The sequence below is a fragment of the Escherichia sp. E2748 genome, assembly GCF_005781125.1.
In the GTDB taxonomy this organism is placed as follows: Bacteria; Pseudomonadota; Gammaproteobacteria; order Enterobacterales; family Enterobacteriaceae; genus Escherichia.
Genome location: NZ_VATP01000040.1, coordinates 19,397 through 36,267 on the forward strand (window position 1 = coordinate 19,397; position 16,871 = coordinate 36,267).

Genomic DNA, 16,871 nt, shown 5'->3' on the forward strand with positions numbered 1-16,871 from the left:
TCCGACCAACATATCAGGACGGAATGATCGCAATGAACATGCCAATGACCGAAAGAATAAAAGCAGGCAAGCTATTTACCGATATGTGCGAAGGCTTACCTGAAAAAAGACTTCGTGGGAAAACGTTAATGTATGAGTTTAATCACTCGCATCCATCAGAAGTTGAAAAAAGGGAAAGCCTGATTAAAGAAATGTTTGCCACAGTAGGGGAAAACGCCTGGATAGAACCTCCCGTCTATTTTTCTTATGGTTCCAACATCCATATAGGCCGCAATTTTTACGCAAATTTCAATTTAACCATTGTCGATGACTACACGGTAACAATCGGTGATAACGTACTGATTGCACCCAACGTTACTCTTTCCGTTACGGGACACCCTGTACACCATAAATTGAGAAAAAATGGAGAGATGTACTCTTTTCCGATAACGATTGGCAATAATGTCTGGATCGGGAGTCATGTGGTCATTAATCCAGGCGTCACCATCGGGGATAATTCTGTTATTGGCGCGGGTAGTGTCGTCACAAAAGACATTCCACCAAACGTCGTGGCTGCTGGCGTTCCTTGTCGGGTTATTCGCGAAATAAACGACCGGGATAAGCAATATTATTACAAAGATTACAAAGTTGAATCGTCACTTTAAATTATAAAAATTGCCTGATGCGCTTCGCTTATCAGGCCTACAAATTCAGTGATCTACGTAGGCCGCATCCGGCATGAACAAAGCGCAGGAACAAGCGTCTCATCATGCCTCTTTGACCCACAGCTGCGGAAAACGTGCTGGTGCAAAGCGCAGGGTTATGATCATCAGCCCAACGACGCATAGCGCATGAAACGCCCAGTCCATCAGGTAATTGCCACTGATACTACGCAGCACGCCAGAAAACCAGGGGGCAAGCCCGGCAATGACAAAACCAATCCCCTGCATAAACGCCACTAACTTGCCAGCAATAGCCGGTTGCACAGAGTGGTCGAGCGCCAGCAGCAAACAGAGCGGAAACGCGCCGCCCAGACCTAAACCACACACCATCGCCCACAATACCGGCAATTGCAGCGGCAGCCAGATAAAGCCGCAGAAACCCACCAGTTGTAACACCAGCGCCAGCATTAACAGTTTGCGTCGGTCCTGATGGCGAGCCATAGCAGGCATTAGCAATGCTCCTGCGGCTTGCCCAAGCGTCATCAACGCCAGCAAGGAACCGCTGTACTGCGCGCTGGCACCAATCTCAATATAGAAAGCGGGTAACCAGGCAATCAGGCTGGCGTAACCGCCGTTAATCAGACCGAAGTAAAGGCCCAGCGTCCACGCGCGGGGAGTGAATACCACGCGAACCGGAGTGGTTGTTGTCTTGTGAGAAGAGGCGACCTCGCGGGCGCTTTGCCACCACCAGGCAAAGAGCGCAACAACGGCAGGCAGCGCCCACCAGGCGAGTGTTTGATACCAGGTTTCGCTGTGATGAACTAACCAGGGTGTCAGGGCAGCACCAAGTCCACCGCCGCCCATCAGAGCCGCGGACCACAGCCCCATCACCAGTGGCGTGCGCTGCTGAAACCGCCGTTTAATCACCGAAGGCATCACCGCCTGAATGATACCGATCCCCACCCCACCAAGCAGTGCGCTGCTAAGCAGCAGCGCACTTTGGGGGTAAAGCTCACGCATCAATGCACCGACGGCTATCAGCAACAAACTGATGGCGACGCTGCGACGTTCACTGACATGCTGATGAAGCCAGCTTCCGGCCAGTGCCAGCCCGCCCATGGTGACCACCGGCAGAGCGGTCAACAGGGCAGCCACGCTAAAGCTCATTCCACTCGCCTGGCGCAATTGCGGTAGCAGTGGCCCGACGGAGGTGAGCAGTGGTCGCATATTAAGACCAATCAGCACCAGAACCAACAGCATCGTGAACGTCTTTTGATGGTCGCGCATGACTGTCAGAACGGTTTGGTCGGCAGATATTTACCATCTAAGGTGATGACCGCTCGTTCGCCACCTTCCGGGTCCGCCACTTTCTTAACGTCGAGTTTGAAGTTAATCGCGCTGATAATGCCATCGCCAAACTTCTCATGAACCAACGCTTTCAGGGTTGTGCCGTACACCTGCAACATTTCATAGAAACGATACATCGTTGGGTCGGTTGGAATACGGTCATCAATGCAGCCACGCAGTGGCACAGTTTGTAATAACAGAATGGCGTCTTCGTCGAGATCCAGTTTCGCCCCGACCAGGCGGGCGGCGTCGGCAGGAAGCGCCTGCTGACCCAGCAAAGCCGCGGTTACGAAGGCTTCTGCCAGACCGGTGCCATCGGCAATCTCGGCAAATGAGAGATCTTTTTTAGCTTTGCTGAGCAAAATGGCATCGGCAAGATCAAGACGAATATTGCGGTTAATTTGCGACTGAATCATGGTGGATCTCCTGATGGTTTAAAAATAAGGTTACGCTGCGGTCGGTTGGCGTAGCGGTATGGCACAAACGCGAGGATTAGCTGCCAGTGGCACAAACTGGCGGGTTGCGCCGTCAAAAGCTGCGATGCTGCCGCTTTCAATGTCGTAGACCCAGCCGTGCAGGGCGATCCGCCCCTCTTCGAGCGCCAGGCGCACCGATGGATGAGTTTGCAAATTAGCCAACTGAGCAATGACGTTTTCACGTACCATCGCCGCAGCTTTTGACGGTAAATCGGGATGCGGGCGCGCCTCATTAACGACGCGGGCAGAATCGGCATAACGCAGCCAGTGGGAGACGGCAGGCATATGGTCCATGCACTGACAGCTGGCAATGGCGGTCATCGCGCCACAGTTGGAATGACCACAAATCACAATGTCAGATACCCGAAGCGCAGCGACGGCATACTCCACCGAAGCAGAAACGCCACCGGGTTCCGGCCCGTAGGAAGGGACGATATTGCCCGCGTTGCGAATAACGAACAGATCGCCAGGCTCACGTTGCGTCACCAGCTCAGGGACCAGACGGCTATCGGAGCATGAGATAAAAAGTGTGCGCGGGCTTTGCTGTGTCGCCAGCTGTTTAAACAAGGCTTCCCGCTCAGGAAATGCCTCGCGCTGGAATTTAAGGAATCCATCAATAATCTCTTTCACCGTTAACCTCTGTCTGTCTCTGGAATGAGAGGCAGACTACTCGCCGATTGTCATAAGGTAAAAGACTCATTTATGATGAGTTCTATTGGATTTACTTATAGGTTGGCGAATGCTCTCTCGACATATCAATTACTTTCTTGCCGTGGCTGAACATGGCAGCTTCACCCGTGCCGCCAGTGCGTTGCACGTCTCCCAGCCTGCGCTTTCCCAGCAGATTCGCCAATTAGAGGAGAGTTTAGGCGTGCCGCTGTTTGACCGTAGCGGGCGAACGATTCGTCTCACTGATGCGGGGGAAGTCTGGCGACAGTACGCCAGCCGGGCGTTACAGGAACTGGGGGCGGGTAAACGGGCGATTCATGATGTTGCCGATCTGACGCGAGGATCGCTGCGTATCGCCGTCACCCCCACCTTTACGAGCTACTTTATCGGCCCCTTAATGGCGGATTTCTATGCGCGCTACCCCGGCATCACGCTCCAGCTACAGGAAATGTCGCAGGAGAAAATCGAAGATATGCTTTGTCGCGACGAGCTGGACGTTGGGATTGCCTTCGCGCCTGTGCATTCGCCGGAGCTGGAGGCAATTCCTTTACTGACAGAAAGTTTAGCGTTGGTGGTGGCGAAACATCATCCGCTGGCTGATCAGGAACAGGTGGCATTGAGTCGCTTGCATGATGAAAAACTGGTGCTGCTCAGCGCGGAATTTGCCACCAGAGAGCAAATTGACCACTACTGCGAGAAAGCGGGGCTGCATCCACAGGTGGTGATAGAGGCGAACTCAATTAGCGCGGTTCTGGAGCTGATTCGCCGCACTTCTCTTTCCACCTTGCTGCCTGCGGCGATTGCCACACAACATGATGGGCTTAAAGCGATTTCTCTTGCCCCGCCACTACTGGAGAGAACGGCGGTTTTGTTGCGGCGGAAAAATAGCTGGCAGACAGCCGCCGTGAAGGCATTTTTGCACATGGCGTTGGAAGAATACGCGGATGTTGGCGGGAATGAATCACGGTAGCCACTGACACAGGTCAGCGGCTGGAATTGCCTGATGCGCTACGCTTATCAGGCCTACGAGTTCAGTGCAAGGCGTTCACGCCGCATCCGGGCATAAACTACAGCTGGCAGACAGCCGCCGCGAAGGCATTTTTGCACATGGCGTTGGAAGAATTCGCGGATGTTGGCGGGAATGAATCACGGTAGCCGCTGACACAGGTCAGCGGCTGGAATTGCCTGATGCGCTACGCTTATCAGGCCTACGAGTTCAGTGCAAGGCGTTCACGCCGCATCCGGCATAAACTACGCTCGCTGTAACCCAGTCGATTATCGTTTGTAATCGATGGCTTCTGGCTGCTCCAGATACACGGTGGTTTGTGCCGGTTGTGTACTGGCGATCACTTTACCGCCACGTACCGAATAACGTACCGGAACCTGACGGCGCAGCGCGTCAAACCCATTTTCAGCCGGCAGGATAATCAGGTTAGCGCTGTTTCCGGCGGCAATGCCGTAATCCTGCAAATTCAACGTTCTGGCGCTGTGGTGAGTGATTAAATTCAGGCCATCGTTAATCTGCCCGTAGCCCATCAACTGACAAACATGCAGCCCCATATGCAGCACTTGCAGCATATTCGCCGTTCCCAGCGGATACCACGGATCGAAGACATCATCGTGACCAAAGCAGACGTTAATGCCAGACTCCAGCATCTCTTTAACGCGCGTGATGCCGCGACGTTTTGGATACGTATCGAAACGCCCTTGCAGATGAATATTGACCAGCGGGTTGGCGACAAAGTTAATACCGGACATTTTCAGCAAGCGGAACAGGCGTGAGGTATACGCCCCGTTATAGGAGTGCATTGCCGTGGTGTGACTGGCAGTGACTCGCGCGCCCATGCCTTCACGGTGCGCCAGGGCGGCAACGGTTTCGACAAAGCGTGACTGTTCGTCATCGATCTCATCACAGTGAACATCGATGAGACGGTCGTATTTTTGCGCCAGAGCGAAGGTTTTATGCAGCGACTCCACGCCGTATTCACGGGTAAATTCAAAATGCGGAATCGCCCCAACAACGTCTGCCCCTAAGCGTAACGCCTCTTCCAGCAACGCTTCACCGTTGGGATACGACAAAATCCCTTCCTGCGGGAAAGCGACGATTTGCAGATCAATCCACGGCGCGACTTCCTGCTTCACTTCCAGCATTGCTTTCAGCGCAGTCAGGGTTGCATCCGAAACATCGACATGGGTACGCACATGCTGAATACCGTTGGCAATCTGCCATTTCAGCGTTTGCCAGGCGCGTTGTTTCACATCGTCATGAGTTAATAACGCTTTGCGCTCGGCCCAGCGTTCAATGCCTTCAAACAGCGTGCCGGACTGATTCCAGTTCGGTTGCCCAGCGGTTTGCGTGGTGTCCAGGTGAATATGCGGCTCCACAAACGGCGGTAAAACTAAACCTTGTTCGGCATCCAGGCTGTTTTCAGTTATGGGCATCACACCGGATTGCGCGTCAATGGCGCTGATTTTTCCGTCCTGCAGATGAATCTGCCACAGCCCCTCTTTGCCGGGTAACCGGGCGTTACTAATTGTTTGTAAAGCGTTATTCGACACTGTTAGCCTCCACATGCGTCATTGCTGCTGTCGTTTTACGATTCAAAATCGGGTTAAGGATCAGATAGCTCAGCGCGCCACCTAATACCGCGTTGACCGGAACAATTCCCGGTAACCAGTGGCCTGCGGCAATCCCCAGCGCGACCGCCAGAATCGCCACCCAATTGACACTCATCATACGCGTGGTCGCAAAGTGCTCATAGCGGCGACGGTTCATCAGATAGTCGGCGATGATCACGCCACCTACCGGAGGAATAGCTGCCGAAAGGAAGGTCAACCAGCCGACAAAATTGTTATACAGCCATAATGCGCAGACCGTACCGATAATACCGTTGATTACCGAAAGGGTTTTGCTCGACATCCCGGTAATGTTGGCGAAACCTAAACCCGACGCATAGAGCGCGTTATCGTTGGTGGTCCAGATATTCAGCCCCAGTACCACAATCGCGGGCAGCAGCAGTCCCTGAGCAATCATCACATCAGAGATATCCGCCATCCCCAGTGCCGCAGCGCCCGCTGCACCGAAAATAAACATCAACGAGTTGCCGAGGAAAAAGGCCACCATCGCCACCAGCACCGCCAGTTTGGCATTGCGACCAAACCGGACAAAGTCGGCGGTGAGCGTACCCGCACTGATAAATGACCCCACAACCAGCGCCAGCGCGACATTGAAATCTAATGGTTGTGCGGGAACGACCGCTTTTAAGGCGTCCAGGCCACCCATGCCGTTAACGGCCAGCCACACGGAATAACCGCCAAGGCAGGCGATAGCCGGAACCGCAATCACCGAAAGAACCGTCAGCGCCGAAATGCCAAAGAAGACGGTGACGGTCATCAGTAAACCGGAGACGGCAATCAGCAAATTAATATCCAGCCCGGTTGCCTTGCCCACCGGAATGGCAAACATCGCCACGCCAACGCCAAACCAGCCAACCTGGGTGCCGCCCAGCAGCAGTGAAGGCAGCCATGAGCCTTTAACACCAAACGAGAAACGAGCAAGAAGATGAGTGGTCAGGCCGGTTTTTGCGCCAATGTAACCAAGAAATGAAGTGTAAATACCGAGGAGAAGATTACCGATGAGGACTGCGAGGAAGAAATCATGATAGCTAAGACCGGTTCCGAGAGTACCGCCGGTCCACATACTGGCGGAAAAGAAGGTTAATCCCAGCATGACGAACGTCAATGCCAATACCCCTTTCCGCGCCGACTGCGGGACTGGCCCCTGGCTAAAGTTGTTATCTTGCGACACGAAATTCCTCCGTTTGCTGTTTGAAACCCAAAAAATCCGCCGCATTCTATTCATCTGAAAATAAAAAGCAATCGTTTTCGTGGGGAAATATATTTTTTATATGAATGAGTGCGAAAAGGTGGGGGAAAACTTATCTGTGTAAAAACAGTGGGTAGGCATGATAAGACGCGTCAGCGTCGCATCAGGCATCTGCGCACGGTGTCGGATGCGCCACACGACGCATCCGACAATAACTTACTCTTCCATCGCCTGGCGGATCTGATCCAACGACGCAGGATCATCAATGGTCGTCAGATCCCCAGGATCGCGTCCTTCGCAAATCGCCTGGATCGTGCGCCGCAGCATTTTTCCGGATCGCGTTTTCGGCAATTGCGAGACAAACCAGACGTGCGCCGGGCGGCCAAAGTTGCCAATCTGGCTATCCACTAGCGCCATAATCGCCTTCTCTTGCGAGTGCGCCACCTCGCGGTCATCCAGACTGTCGCTCTCTTTCGGAATGACAAACGCCACCGCTACCTGCCCTTTCAGCGCATCTTTCACCCCAACCACCGCCACTTCGGCAACGCCCGGATGGCTGGAGATACTCTCTTCAATCTCGCGCGTACCCAGCCGATGCCCGGCAACGTTAATCACGTCATCAGTGCGCCCGAGAATAAAGTGATAACCGTCAGCATCGCGGATGCCCCAGTCAAAGGTGGCGTACACCGGGCGGGAAAACAACGACCAGTAAGTCTTCACAAAGCGGTCGTCGTCGCCCCAGATGGTTTGAATACAGCCCGGCGGCAGCGGCCCTTCCACCACCAGCATCCCTTTCTCATTGACGCCGCACGGTTCGCCGGTGACTTCATTGAGCAACTGCACGTTGTAGCCATACATCGGCACACCAGGGCTTCCCAGACGCGTCGGCCTGTCATCCAGACCGCGAGCAATCGCCATAATCGGCCAGCCGGATTCGGTCTGCCAGTAGTTGTCGATGACCGGCACATCCAGCGTATTGCTCACCCAACTGGCGGTCGGCTCGTCCAGCGGTTCTCCAGCCAGATAGAGCACTTCCAGCGACGAGAGATCGTGTTTGCGAATTTCGGCGGTAGGGAATTTTTTCAGCACGCGAATAGCGGTCGGCGCTGAGAACATGCGGCTAACCTGATATTTCTCGACGATTTTCCACCACACACCGCAGTCCGGCCAGGTCGGCAATCCTTCGTAAACGATAGTCGCCATCCCCGCCAGCAGCGGCGCGTAGACGATATACGAATGCCCTACCACCCAGCCGATATCCGAGGCACAGAAGAAGACGCCGCCCGCTTTGCCGCCAAAAATGGTGTCCATCGAGGTCGCCAGCGCCACCGCATAGCCGCCGACGTCACGCTGCACGCCTTTAGGTTTGCCGGTCGTGCCGGAGGTGTAAAGAATGCAGGAGATTTCGTTGGATTCCAGCCACGCCACCGGCACCCGCGCGCCGATGTGTTGATGGCGCAACGACGCGAAATCGACATCCCGCCCACTAACACGCGGCATTTTCGCCAGCCCACGATCAACCAGCAAAACGTGGCGCGGCTGATGCTGTGCCTGACTTATCGCATCGTCGAGCAATTTTTTATACGGAATGATTTTACCGCCGCGCGCCCCGGCATCAGCCGAGACAATCAGCACCGGTTTAGCGTCATCAATTCGCGCCGCCACGCTGTGCGAAGCAAATCCACCAAACACCACCGAGTGAATAGCACCAATGCGCGCACAGGCCAGCAGGGTAATATGCGCTTCGGCAATCATCGGCATATACACCAGCACCCGATCGCCACGCTGCACGTCCAGCGAGCGCAGCATTGACGCCACCGCGTTCACTTCGTCATGCAGCTGGCGAAAGGTAAAGGTGCGCTCTTCTTCTGTTTCCGAAGAGACGGCAATCAGCGCCAGCGCCTCTGGCTGTTTCTCCAGCCAGCGGTCGATAGCGTTGTGGCACAAGTTGGTTCGGCCTTCACAAAACCAACGGGCAAACGGCGGATTGCTGTGATCGAGCGTTTGCGTAAAGGGCGTCTGCCAGTCAATACGCCGGGCCTGCTCGGCCCAGAATTGCTCCGGTTCGTTAATCGAACGCTGATAAAATTCGCTAAAAGACATAATGCTCTCCTGTTGAACTTACGCCTTACCGCCGTTTACTTAAATGACGTACAGGTCGAGATACTCATTGACCGGCATCTGTTCGAGGCGAGTTCTGTCGAGAGAAACCTCCAGAATGCGCTGCTGCTGGCGAGTCGGGAACTGGCGCGCGAGATTGATTTTGAATTTATCGACCAGTTTCGGAATGCCATCCTGACGGCGGCGAGCATGACCAATGGGGTACTCCACCACCACTTCTTCAAAGCGCGTGCCGTCGGTGAACTCAAGGGTTATGGCATTGGCGATGGCGCGTTTTTCTGGGTCGTGGTAGTCAGCGGTAAACGCCGGATCTTCAAAGCAATTGATCTTCTCGCGCAGGGCGTCGATGCGTTTATCTTGCGCAACCTTGTCTTCGTAATCTGCCGCCGTTAAGCGCCCGAATAGCAGCGGGATCGCCACCATGTACTGAATGCAGTGATCGCGATCCGCCGGGTTATTGAGCGGCCCTTTTTTGTCGATGATGCGAATACAGGCTTCGTGGGTACGAATGGTCACTTTTTCGATATCCGCCGCCGTTTTGCCTGCTGCCTGCATCTGTTCATAGAGCGTCATCGCTGCTTCAACGGCCGTCTGGGAGTGGAACTCCGCCGGGAAGGAGATTTTGAACAGCACATTTTCCATCACGTAAGAACCGTACGGGCGCTGGAAGCGGAACGACTCGCCTTTAAAGGAGACGTCGTAGAAGCCCCACACCGGCGCGGTCAGGGCTGACGGATAACCCATTTCGCCCGTTTTCGCCATCAGTGCCAGACGTACCGCGCGGGAGGTAGCATCGCCCGCCGCCCAGGATTTACGCGTGCCGGTGTTCGGCGCATGGCGATAGGTGCGCAGTGACTGACCGTCTACCCACGCCAGCGAAACGGCGTTGAGAATTTCCTCGCGGGTCAGGCCGAGCATTTCGGCAACCACGGCGGTGGAAGCCACTTTCACTAACAGAACGTGGTCGAGGCCGACGCGGTTAAAGGAGTTTTCCAGCGCAATGCAGCCCTGAATTTCATGAGCTTTAATCATTGCGGTCAGCACCTGTTTCATGGTTAACGGGGCTTTGCCGCTGGCGACTGCGTTACGTGAAAGCCAGTCTGCCGTTGCCAGAATGCCGCCGAGGTTGTCGGAAGGATGGCCCCACTCCGCCGCCAGCCAGGTATCGTTGAAATCGAGCCAACGGATCATCGCGCCGATGTTAAATGCCGCCTGGACGGGGTCGAGCTGGAACTGAGTTCCGGGGACGCGCACGCCGTTAGGTACGACGGTGCCGGGGACAATTGGCCCCAGCAGTTTTTTACAGGCCGGGTATTCGAGAGCTTCCAGACCGCAGCCGAGAGTGTCGAGCAGGCAGTAATGAGCGGTGTCGTAGGCCACTCTGGAGCTGATTTCATAGTTCATCACGTAATCGACGATATCAACGATTTCACGATCAAATTCCGGGCGGATGTTGTTGATTTGAGCTGACATTGGGTACGTTTCCTTATTGTTATTCGTAGAGGTTTACTGGCGCTTATCCAGCGCGACAAACGGGCGGTCTTCCGGTCCAACGTAATTGGCGGAAGGACGGATAATTTTGTTGTCCTGACGTTGTTCGATAATGTGCGCCGCCCAGCCGGTGACGCGGGCGATAACAAACAGTGGTGTGAACATCTCGGTGGGAACGCCCATCATGTTGTAGGAAACAGCGGAGAACCAGTCGAGATTGGGGAACATCTTTTTCGTCTCCCACATCACCGTTTCCAGGCGATCGGCGATGTTGTACATCTTCAGCGAGCCACCTTCCTGCGAGAGCTGCTTCGCCACGCGTTTGATCACCTGATGACGCGGGTCGGCGATGGTGTAAACCGGATGCCCAAAACCAATGACCACTTCTTTGTTTTCCACCCGCTTGCGGATATCGGCTTCGGCTTCGTCCGGCGTTTCATAGCGTTGTTGGATCTCCAGCGACACTTCATTCGCCCCGCCGTGTTTCGGCCCGCGCAGTGCGCCAATCGCGCCGATAATCGCGGAATACATATCCGAGCCAGTACCCGCAATCACCCGGCTGGTAAAGGTGGAGGCGTTAAACTCGTGCTCGGCGTACAGCACCAGCGAAATTTGCATCGCCTTTTCCCAGCTTTGCGACGGCTTTTCGCCGTGCAGCAGATGCAGGAAGTGACCGCCGATGGAGTCGTCATCGGTTTCCGGCTGGATGCGTTCGCCGTTGTGGCTGTAGTGATACCAGTAGAGAAGAATCGAGCTCAGCGACGCCAACAGTTTGTCGGCTATATCCCGCGCGCCAGAGACGGTGTGCCCCTCTTTTTCTGGCAGCGTGCAACCGAGCGCGGAAACGCCGGTGCGCATGACATCCATCGGGTGCGACGCCGCTGGTAAGGCTTCCAGCACGGTACGCACGTTAGCCGGTAAACCGCGCAGGGCTTTCAGTTTCGTTTTGTAGGCGGCGAGTTCGTCACGGGTCGGCAGTTTGCCGTGGATCAGCAGATGCGCCACTTCTTCAAATTCGCAATGTTCCGCGAGATCAAGAATATCGTAGCCGCGGTAATGCAGGTCGTTGCCGCTTTTACCCACGGTGCAGAGCGCCGTATTGCCCGCCGGAACGCCGGAAAGTGCTACCGATTTTTTCGGTTTAATGACATGGGTACTGTTTTGCAGGATCGTTGTGTCGCTCATATTGTCCTCGTCATTTGTAGGGTCGAGATATTTTTCGTTGTGTTTTATTTCGCCTGATTACGGGCAAACAGGTCGTCGAGCTTCTCTTCGTACTGGTAGTAGTTGATGCTTTCGTACAGCTCGTTGCGGGTCTGCATGGTGTCGATGACGCTTTTCTGCGTGCCTTCCTGACGCAGGACGTTGTAGACATGTTCAGCGGCGCGGTTCATGGCGCGGAACGCTGAAAGCGGGTACAGCGCCATCGCCACATGGGCGCTGCGTAATTCATCGGTAGTAAACAGCGGCGTGGCGCCAAATTCGGTAATGTTGGCGAGGATCGGCACCTGCACCGCATCGGCAAACTGGCGGTACATGGCGAGTTCGGTAATCGCCTCCGGGAACAACATCTCGGCACCCGCTTCAACATAGGCCTGCGCGCGTTCGATCGCGGCATCCAGTCCTTCAACCGCCAGCGCATCGGTGCGCGCCATGATCACAAAATCAGGATCGGTTTTCGCATCCACCGCCGCGCGGATCCGATCCACCATCTCCTCTTTCGAGACGATCGCCTTGTTCGGACGATGACCGCAGCGTTTCGCGCCAACCTGATCTTCAATATGCAATCCTGCCGCACCGGCTTTAATCATCGATTTCACAGTGCGGGCGACGTTAAAAGCCGAAGAGCCAAAACCGATATCCGCATCCACCAGCAGCGGCAGCGAACAAACGTCGGTGATACGGCGAATGTCAGTCAGCACATCATCAAGAGTAGAAATACCGAGATCGGGCAGCCCCAGAGAACCTGCCGCCACGCCACCGCCGGAGAGATAAATCGCCTGATATCCGGCACGCTGTGCCAGCAGCGCATGGTTAGCGTTGATGGTGCCGACAATTTGCAACGGAGTTTCTTTGCTTAGTGCAGCGCGAAACGCTTTGCCTGGAGAGTGTAGAGACATAGCCCATCCTTTGTTATCAACTTGTTATTTTCGTTGATAAACACAAAGCAAGGGGTGTGCCACAATTGTCTGAATAGAATTAAATGTTTAATTTCAATTTGTTAGTAATAAATCCATGAAGTAATCCGCAAATATGCGTTTCAGTTAACGTTTCAGACACTGTTTCACCGCGTTTCATTGCAACAATTATGAAACAAGACTAAACCCAATATTCGGTTTCTTAACTTTGCGGTGCGCTATGGCACATCCACCACGGCTGAATGACGACAAACCGGTTATCTGGACGGTATCGGTGACACGCCTGTTCGAGCTGTTTCGCGATATCAGTCTCGAGTTTGATCACCTGGCGAATATCACCCCTATTCAGCTTGGCTTTGAAAAAGCGGTGACCTACATCCGCAAGAAACTGGCAAACGAACGCTGCGACGCCATCATCGCTGCTGGCTCTAACGGCGCGTACCTGAAAAGCCGCCTGTCAGTACCAGTTATTTTGATTAAACCGAGCGGCTACGATGTGTTACAGGCACTGGCAAAAGCCGGAAAGCTCACCTCTTCTATCGGCGTTGTCACCTATCAGGAAACTATTCCGGCACTGGTGGCGTTTCAAAAAACCTTTAACTTGCGCCTCGATCAACGTAGCTACATCACGGAAGAAGACGCGCGCGGGCAGATTAACGAGCTAAAAGCTAACGGCACCGAAGCGGTGGTCGGCGCTGGGCTGATTACCGATCTGGCAGAAGAAGCCGGAATGACCGGAATTTTTATCTATTCCGCCGCCACCGTGCGCCAGGCGTTCAGCGATGCGCTGGATATGACGCGCATGTCGTTACGCCATAACACTCACGATGCCACCCGTAACGCCCTACGTACTCGTTACGTGCTGGGCGATATGCTCGGTCAATCACCACAGATGGAACAAGTACGGCAGGCTATTTTGCTGTATGCCCGCTCCAGTGCAGCGGTGTTGATTGAGGGGGAAACAGGGACGGGCAAAGAGCTGGCGGCCCAGGCGATTCATCGGGAATATTTTGCCCGCCACGATGCGCGACAGGGCAAAAAGTCGCATCCGTTTGTTGCCGTCAACTGCGGGGCGATTGCCGAATCGCTGCTGGAAGCGGAGCTGTTTGGCTATGAGGAAGGGGCGTTTACCGGCTCGCGACGCGGAGGTCGCGCCGGGCTGTTTGAAATCGCCCACGGCGGCACGCTGTTTCTGGATGAGATAGGCGAAATGCCTCTGCCATTGCAGACTCGCCTGTTACGAGTGCTGGAAGAAAAAGAGGTCACCCGCGTCGGCGGGCATCACCCTGTTCCGGTGGATGTACGGGTTATTAGCGCCACTCACTGCAATCTGGAAGAAGATATGCAGCAAGGGCAGTTTCGCCGTGATCTGTTTTATCGGCTGAGTATTTTGCGTCTGCAATTACCGCCACTGCGTGAGCGAGTGGCGGATCTTCTGCCGCTGGCAGAGAGCTTTTTGAAAGTGTCTCTGGCAGCGCTCTCCGCCCCGTTTTCTGCCGCATTACGCCAGGGGTTACAGGCAAGCGAAACTGTGCTGTTGCGCTACGACTGGCCGGGCAATATTCGTGAACTGCGTAATATGATGGAGCGACTGGCGCTGTTTTTAAGTGTGGAACCGACGCCAGATTTAACGCCGCAATTTTTGCAGCAATTATTGCCAGAGCTGACACAAAAATCGGGTAACGTCATCGCCCCACCCTTGCTGACACCACTACAGGCACTGGACAAATTTAATGGTGATAAAACAGCAGCAGCGAATTATTTAGGCATCAGCCGGACGACGTTCTGGCGGCGGCTAAAAAATTAAATTGCCGGATGCGGCGTTAACGCCTTATCCGGCCGACAAAAACATGAATTTCAATATATTCCGTTCACCGATAGACGTGCGCATCGGGTTTGTTTACATGAGCTTCAGAATTACTTCTTCTTATAAAGATCTGCCGTGCCGTGGATCTTATTGTCAGTCTGACCGGAGGTCAGAACCAACACATCCGCACCTTTTTCATCCGCTTTTTTGATCAGATCTTCTTTTGCATCTGCGGTCGACATTTCATTACTGGTTGAAATATCACCTATTTTTTCATATTGCGATTCAACTTTTTCAAATTCCGCTTTGGTCATCAATTCAGCGGCATAGACATTTGTGACAACAAAAGCTAACGCACCAACTAAGAGCTTAGTTCCAGTTTTCATCGATGAACTCCATAATGTGTGATTGGCCAATGCCCTGAAGCTAACAGTCATCATCAGGGTTGATTAATAAGTAGTTCAGCGGTTAGGAAAAATCTATAGGAAAAGAGAATATATTTGTATTTTTCTCAACGATAGCCACATTCCCCCCTGTTGTTTAATAACGCTCACTACCATTATCGCAGCTGTTCCTTAAATTAATTTTCATAAAAATCTCAAATTTATTCTTTCGCTAAAACCTAATATAAAATTCACATGAGCCACATTACTTTTCTGAACAAGAAACCACCAACCATATATTGATGTGATTTCCATACTTTTTCTTTATTTCACTTACATAAAGTTTAGGATTATTAGATGTATTTTTTCTAAACGACATAAAAAAACCCGCATTAACACAACTTACAAACCACTAAAACCAATCAATGCAATGAACAACTAACACTTTAATAAATTTATTACACCTAATATTACATATATTCTTATTTAGTAACTTGCATGTTTGTGCCTTACAAGGCTTCAGGAAGAAAACAGTGCAATAAAAAACATCTTGCCATTTAATTTTTAAGGATAAAAGTGAGTGATATGAAATCAGCAAAAAAAAGCTTATCAACACGGGCGATAGCCATTTCCACCATATTATTTACGCCAGTATCCTTGGCTATCACCCCACCTACAAATTCAGATAGTAATGTTATCATTAATAATAATGAAGAGATAAAACTCATTGCGTCAGAAGGCTACGATCCCGGATGGGAGCATTTTAACTCATTGAAAGTAGGTGAAGACTCTAATGGTTCATTACTCATTGATAATCTTTCACTTACCACTTCATCAGCCAGCATTGGTAATAATGCTGAAGGCTCCATCACTTTAACAAACCATACCAACTGGCAGTTCGACACCCCTACCTCCAATATTTTTTTAGGCACTAACGAAGGCTCCGGTACGTTATACGTGTTAGAAGGTAGTAAGATAAGTGGCCTGCAATCAATAAGAGTTGGTGAGTTTTATGGTGACGCCAGGGGGACGTTGGTTATTGATGGGGAAAGCTCATCAGTCACCTCTAACATTGCTATTGTTGGCGATCAGGGAACAGGGAAAGTATCTGTTACTAACGGCGGTACACTCACTTCCCTGACTCAACTGAATATTGGGTATGTTGACGCCCATTCTTCTCTGTCAGCTAACCAGAGTAGTTATGGAGAAGTTCAGGTCGCCGATAAAAATTCAACAGTGAATGCCCCAAATATACTTCTTGGCGGATATAACACATCTTCTACTTCTGATACTACCGGAGTTCTCACTGTCAGCAACGATGGTGTAATCAATGCGAATTCATATATCTGGGTTGGTGTCTCCTCTAACGGAACAGGAATATTAAATATTGGAGGTGCGCAAGGTGAGTCTGCGCAACCTGCTGGTTCAATTAATACTCCCCGAATTTATTTAGGGGGGACAAATGCGTCAACCACTTCAATATTAAACTTTAATCACACCAACGCTGATTTTGTTCTGACCTCATACATAGACGGTAAAGGCCAGGTTAACCAGGTAGGTTCCGGGACAACCACATTATCCGGCGCGAATATCTATACCGGTAATACTTATATTAGCAACGGAAGTCTGCGCGCTGGCACGGTTGATACCTTCAGCCCAAACTCCGATTATATTGTCGACAGTGAAGGCCATCTCGATTTAAACACTTATTCGCAAACATTAAATACTCTGGCGCTGGCTGGAACAACAACGTTGTCTTCGTATGAACAGGGTCACGAGTTCACGCCGACCACACTGACCATTAACGGCAACTACACCGCCGATGATGGCCTGTTAGTCATGCATACTGTATTAGGCGATGATAATTCCGTAACGGATAAACTCATCATAAAAGGTGATACTTCCGGTAGCACCCGCATTATGGTCAACAATGCGGGCGGTCTGGGCGCGGCTACTCTGGAAGGAATAAAAA

At 52.5% G+C, this 16,871-nt stretch carries 14 protein-coding genes; 4 read left to right on the top strand and 10 right to left on the bottom strand.

Annotation, left to right across the window (positions count from 1 at the left end):
- The first annotated feature begins 32 nt into the window (after positions 1-32).
- Entirely contained in the window at positions 33-644 is a 612-nt protein-coding gene (gene lacA, locus FEK42_RS21685) for a galactoside O-acetyltransferase (RefSeq protein WP_130258510.1), read from the top strand.
- 102 nt (positions 645-746) lie between these two features.
- Here the strand turns inward: lacA and cynX are convergent, their stop codons facing one another.
- From cynX to cynT, 3 genes are read right to left on the bottom strand one after another with little or no spacing between them, the layout of a single operon-like run.
- A complete protein-coding gene (cynX, locus tag FEK42_RS21690; protein WP_135406121.1) occupies positions 747-1,928 on the bottom strand; it encodes a cyanate transporter CynX in 1,182 nt (393 codons plus the stop codon).
- A gap of 5 nt (positions 1,929-1,933) precedes the next feature.
- Positions 1,934-2,404 carry a cyanase gene (gene cynS, locus FEK42_RS21695; protein ID WP_130206125.1) on the bottom strand — a complete coding sequence of 157 codons (471 nt, stop codon included), beginning with the start codon at positions 2,402-2,404 and terminating at the stop codon, positions 1,934-1,936.
- 30 nt (positions 2,405-2,434) lie between these two features.
- Positions 2,435-3,094 (bottom strand): carbonic anhydrase CynT, encoded by a 660-nt coding sequence (gene cynT, locus FEK42_RS21700; protein ID WP_130206123.1) that lies wholly within the window; start codon positions 3,092-3,094, stop codon positions 2,435-2,437.
- 109 nt (positions 3,095-3,203) lie between these two features.
- Here cynT and cynR point away from each other — a divergent pair, with 109 nt between their 5' ends.
- A complete protein-coding gene (gene cynR, locus FEK42_RS21705) occupies positions 3,204-4,103 on the top strand; it encodes a transcriptional regulator CynR (RefSeq protein ID WP_135492807.1) in 900 nt (299 codons plus the stop codon).
- A 305-nt stretch (positions 4,104-4,408) separates the two neighbouring features.
- Here cynR and codA read toward each other — a convergent pair whose 3' ends face one another.
- The 6 genes from codA to prpB form a co-directional block, all read right to left on the bottom strand.
- The gene (codA, locus tag FEK42_RS21710) at positions 4,409-5,692 is read right to left on the bottom strand and encodes a cytosine/isoguanine deaminase (RefSeq protein WP_135409568.1); all 1,284 of its coding nucleotides are present in this window, start codon (positions 5,690-5,692) and stop codon (positions 4,409-4,411) included.
- Positions 5,682-6,941, bottom strand: coding sequence for a cytosine permease (gene codB, locus FEK42_RS21715; RefSeq protein ID WP_000076233.1), 1,260 nt, complete (start codon positions 6,939-6,941; stop codon positions 5,682-5,684). The genes codA and codB overlap by 11 nt, the downstream gene beginning before the upstream one ends.
- Positions 6,942-7,175: 234 nt before the next feature.
- On the bottom strand, positions 7,176-9,062 hold the full coding sequence (gene prpE / locus FEK42_RS21720; RefSeq protein ID WP_135492477.1) for a propionate--CoA ligase: 1,887 nt from the start codon (positions 9,060-9,062) through the stop codon (positions 7,176-7,178).
- A gap of 39 nt (positions 9,063-9,101) precedes the next feature.
- Positions 9,102-10,553 carry a 2-methylcitrate dehydratase gene (gene prpD / locus FEK42_RS21725; protein WP_130260346.1) on the bottom strand — a complete coding sequence of 484 codons (1,452 nt, stop codon included), beginning with the start codon at positions 10,551-10,553 and terminating at the stop codon, positions 9,102-9,104.
- A 33-nt stretch (positions 10,554-10,586) separates the two neighbouring features.
- Positions 10,587-11,756, bottom strand: coding sequence for a 2-methylcitrate synthase (prpC, locus tag FEK42_RS21730; RefSeq protein ID WP_130206117.1), 1,170 nt, complete (start codon positions 11,754-11,756; stop codon positions 10,587-10,589).
- 44 nt (positions 11,757-11,800) lie between these two features.
- On the bottom strand, positions 11,801-12,691 hold the full coding sequence (gene prpB / locus FEK42_RS21735; RefSeq protein WP_000052185.1) for a methylisocitrate lyase: 891 nt from the start codon (positions 12,689-12,691) through the stop codon (positions 11,801-11,803).
- A gap of 238 nt (positions 12,692-12,929) precedes the next feature.
- Between prpB and prpR the strand changes: the two genes are divergently transcribed.
- A complete protein-coding gene (gene prpR, locus FEK42_RS21740) occupies positions 12,930-14,516 on the top strand; it encodes a propionate catabolism operon regulatory protein PrpR (protein ID WP_135492475.1) in 1,587 nt (528 codons plus the stop codon).
- Between the two features lie 110 nt (positions 14,517-14,626).
- Here the strand turns inward: prpR and yahO are convergent, their stop codons facing one another.
- Positions 14,627-14,902, bottom strand: coding sequence for a DUF1471 family periplasmic protein YahO (gene yahO / locus FEK42_RS21745; protein ID WP_130206111.1), 276 nt, complete (start codon positions 14,900-14,902; stop codon positions 14,627-14,629).
- Between the two features lie 582 nt (positions 14,903-15,484).
- Here yahO and FEK42_RS21750 point away from each other — a divergent pair.
- On the top strand, positions 15,485-16,871 hold a 1,387-nt coding region (locus tag FEK42_RS21750), incomplete at its 3' end, for an autotransporter outer membrane beta-barrel domain-containing protein (protein ID WP_240783161.1).

Coding starts and splice junctions, on each gene's coding strand:
- lacA (WP_130258510.1), top strand. CDS start 33: ATGAACATGCCAATGACCGAAAGAATAAAAGCAGGCAAGCTATTTACC.
- cynX (WP_135406121.1), bottom strand. CDS start 1,928: ATGCGCGACCATCAAAAGACGTTCACGATGCTGTTGGTTCTGGTGCTG.
- cynS (WP_130206125.1), bottom strand. CDS start 2,404: ATGATTCAGTCGCAAATTAACCGCAATATTCGTCTTGATCTTGCCGAT.
- cynR (WP_135492807.1), top strand. CDS start 3,204: ATGCTCTCTCGACATATCAATTACTTTCTTGCCGTGGCTGAACATGGC.
- prpE (WP_135492477.1), bottom strand. CDS start 9,062: ATGTCTTTTAGCGAATTTTATCAGCGTTCGATTAACGAACCGGAGCAA.
- prpD (WP_130260346.1), bottom strand. CDS start 10,553: ATGTCAGCTCAAATCAACAACATCCGCCCGGAATTTGATCGTGAAATC.
- prpC (WP_130206117.1), bottom strand. CDS start 11,756: ATGAGCGACACAACGATCCTGCAAAACAGTACCCATGTCATTAAACCG.
- prpB (WP_000052185.1), bottom strand. CDS start 12,691: ATGTCTCTACACTCTCCAGGCAAAGCGTTTCGCGCTGCACTAAGCAAA.
- prpR (WP_135492475.1), top strand. CDS start 12,930: ATGGCACATCCACCACGGCTGAATGACGACAAACCGGTTATCTGGACG.
- yahO (WP_130206111.1), bottom strand. CDS start 14,902: ATGAAAACTGGAACTAAGCTCTTAGTTGGTGCGTTAGCTTTTGTTGTC.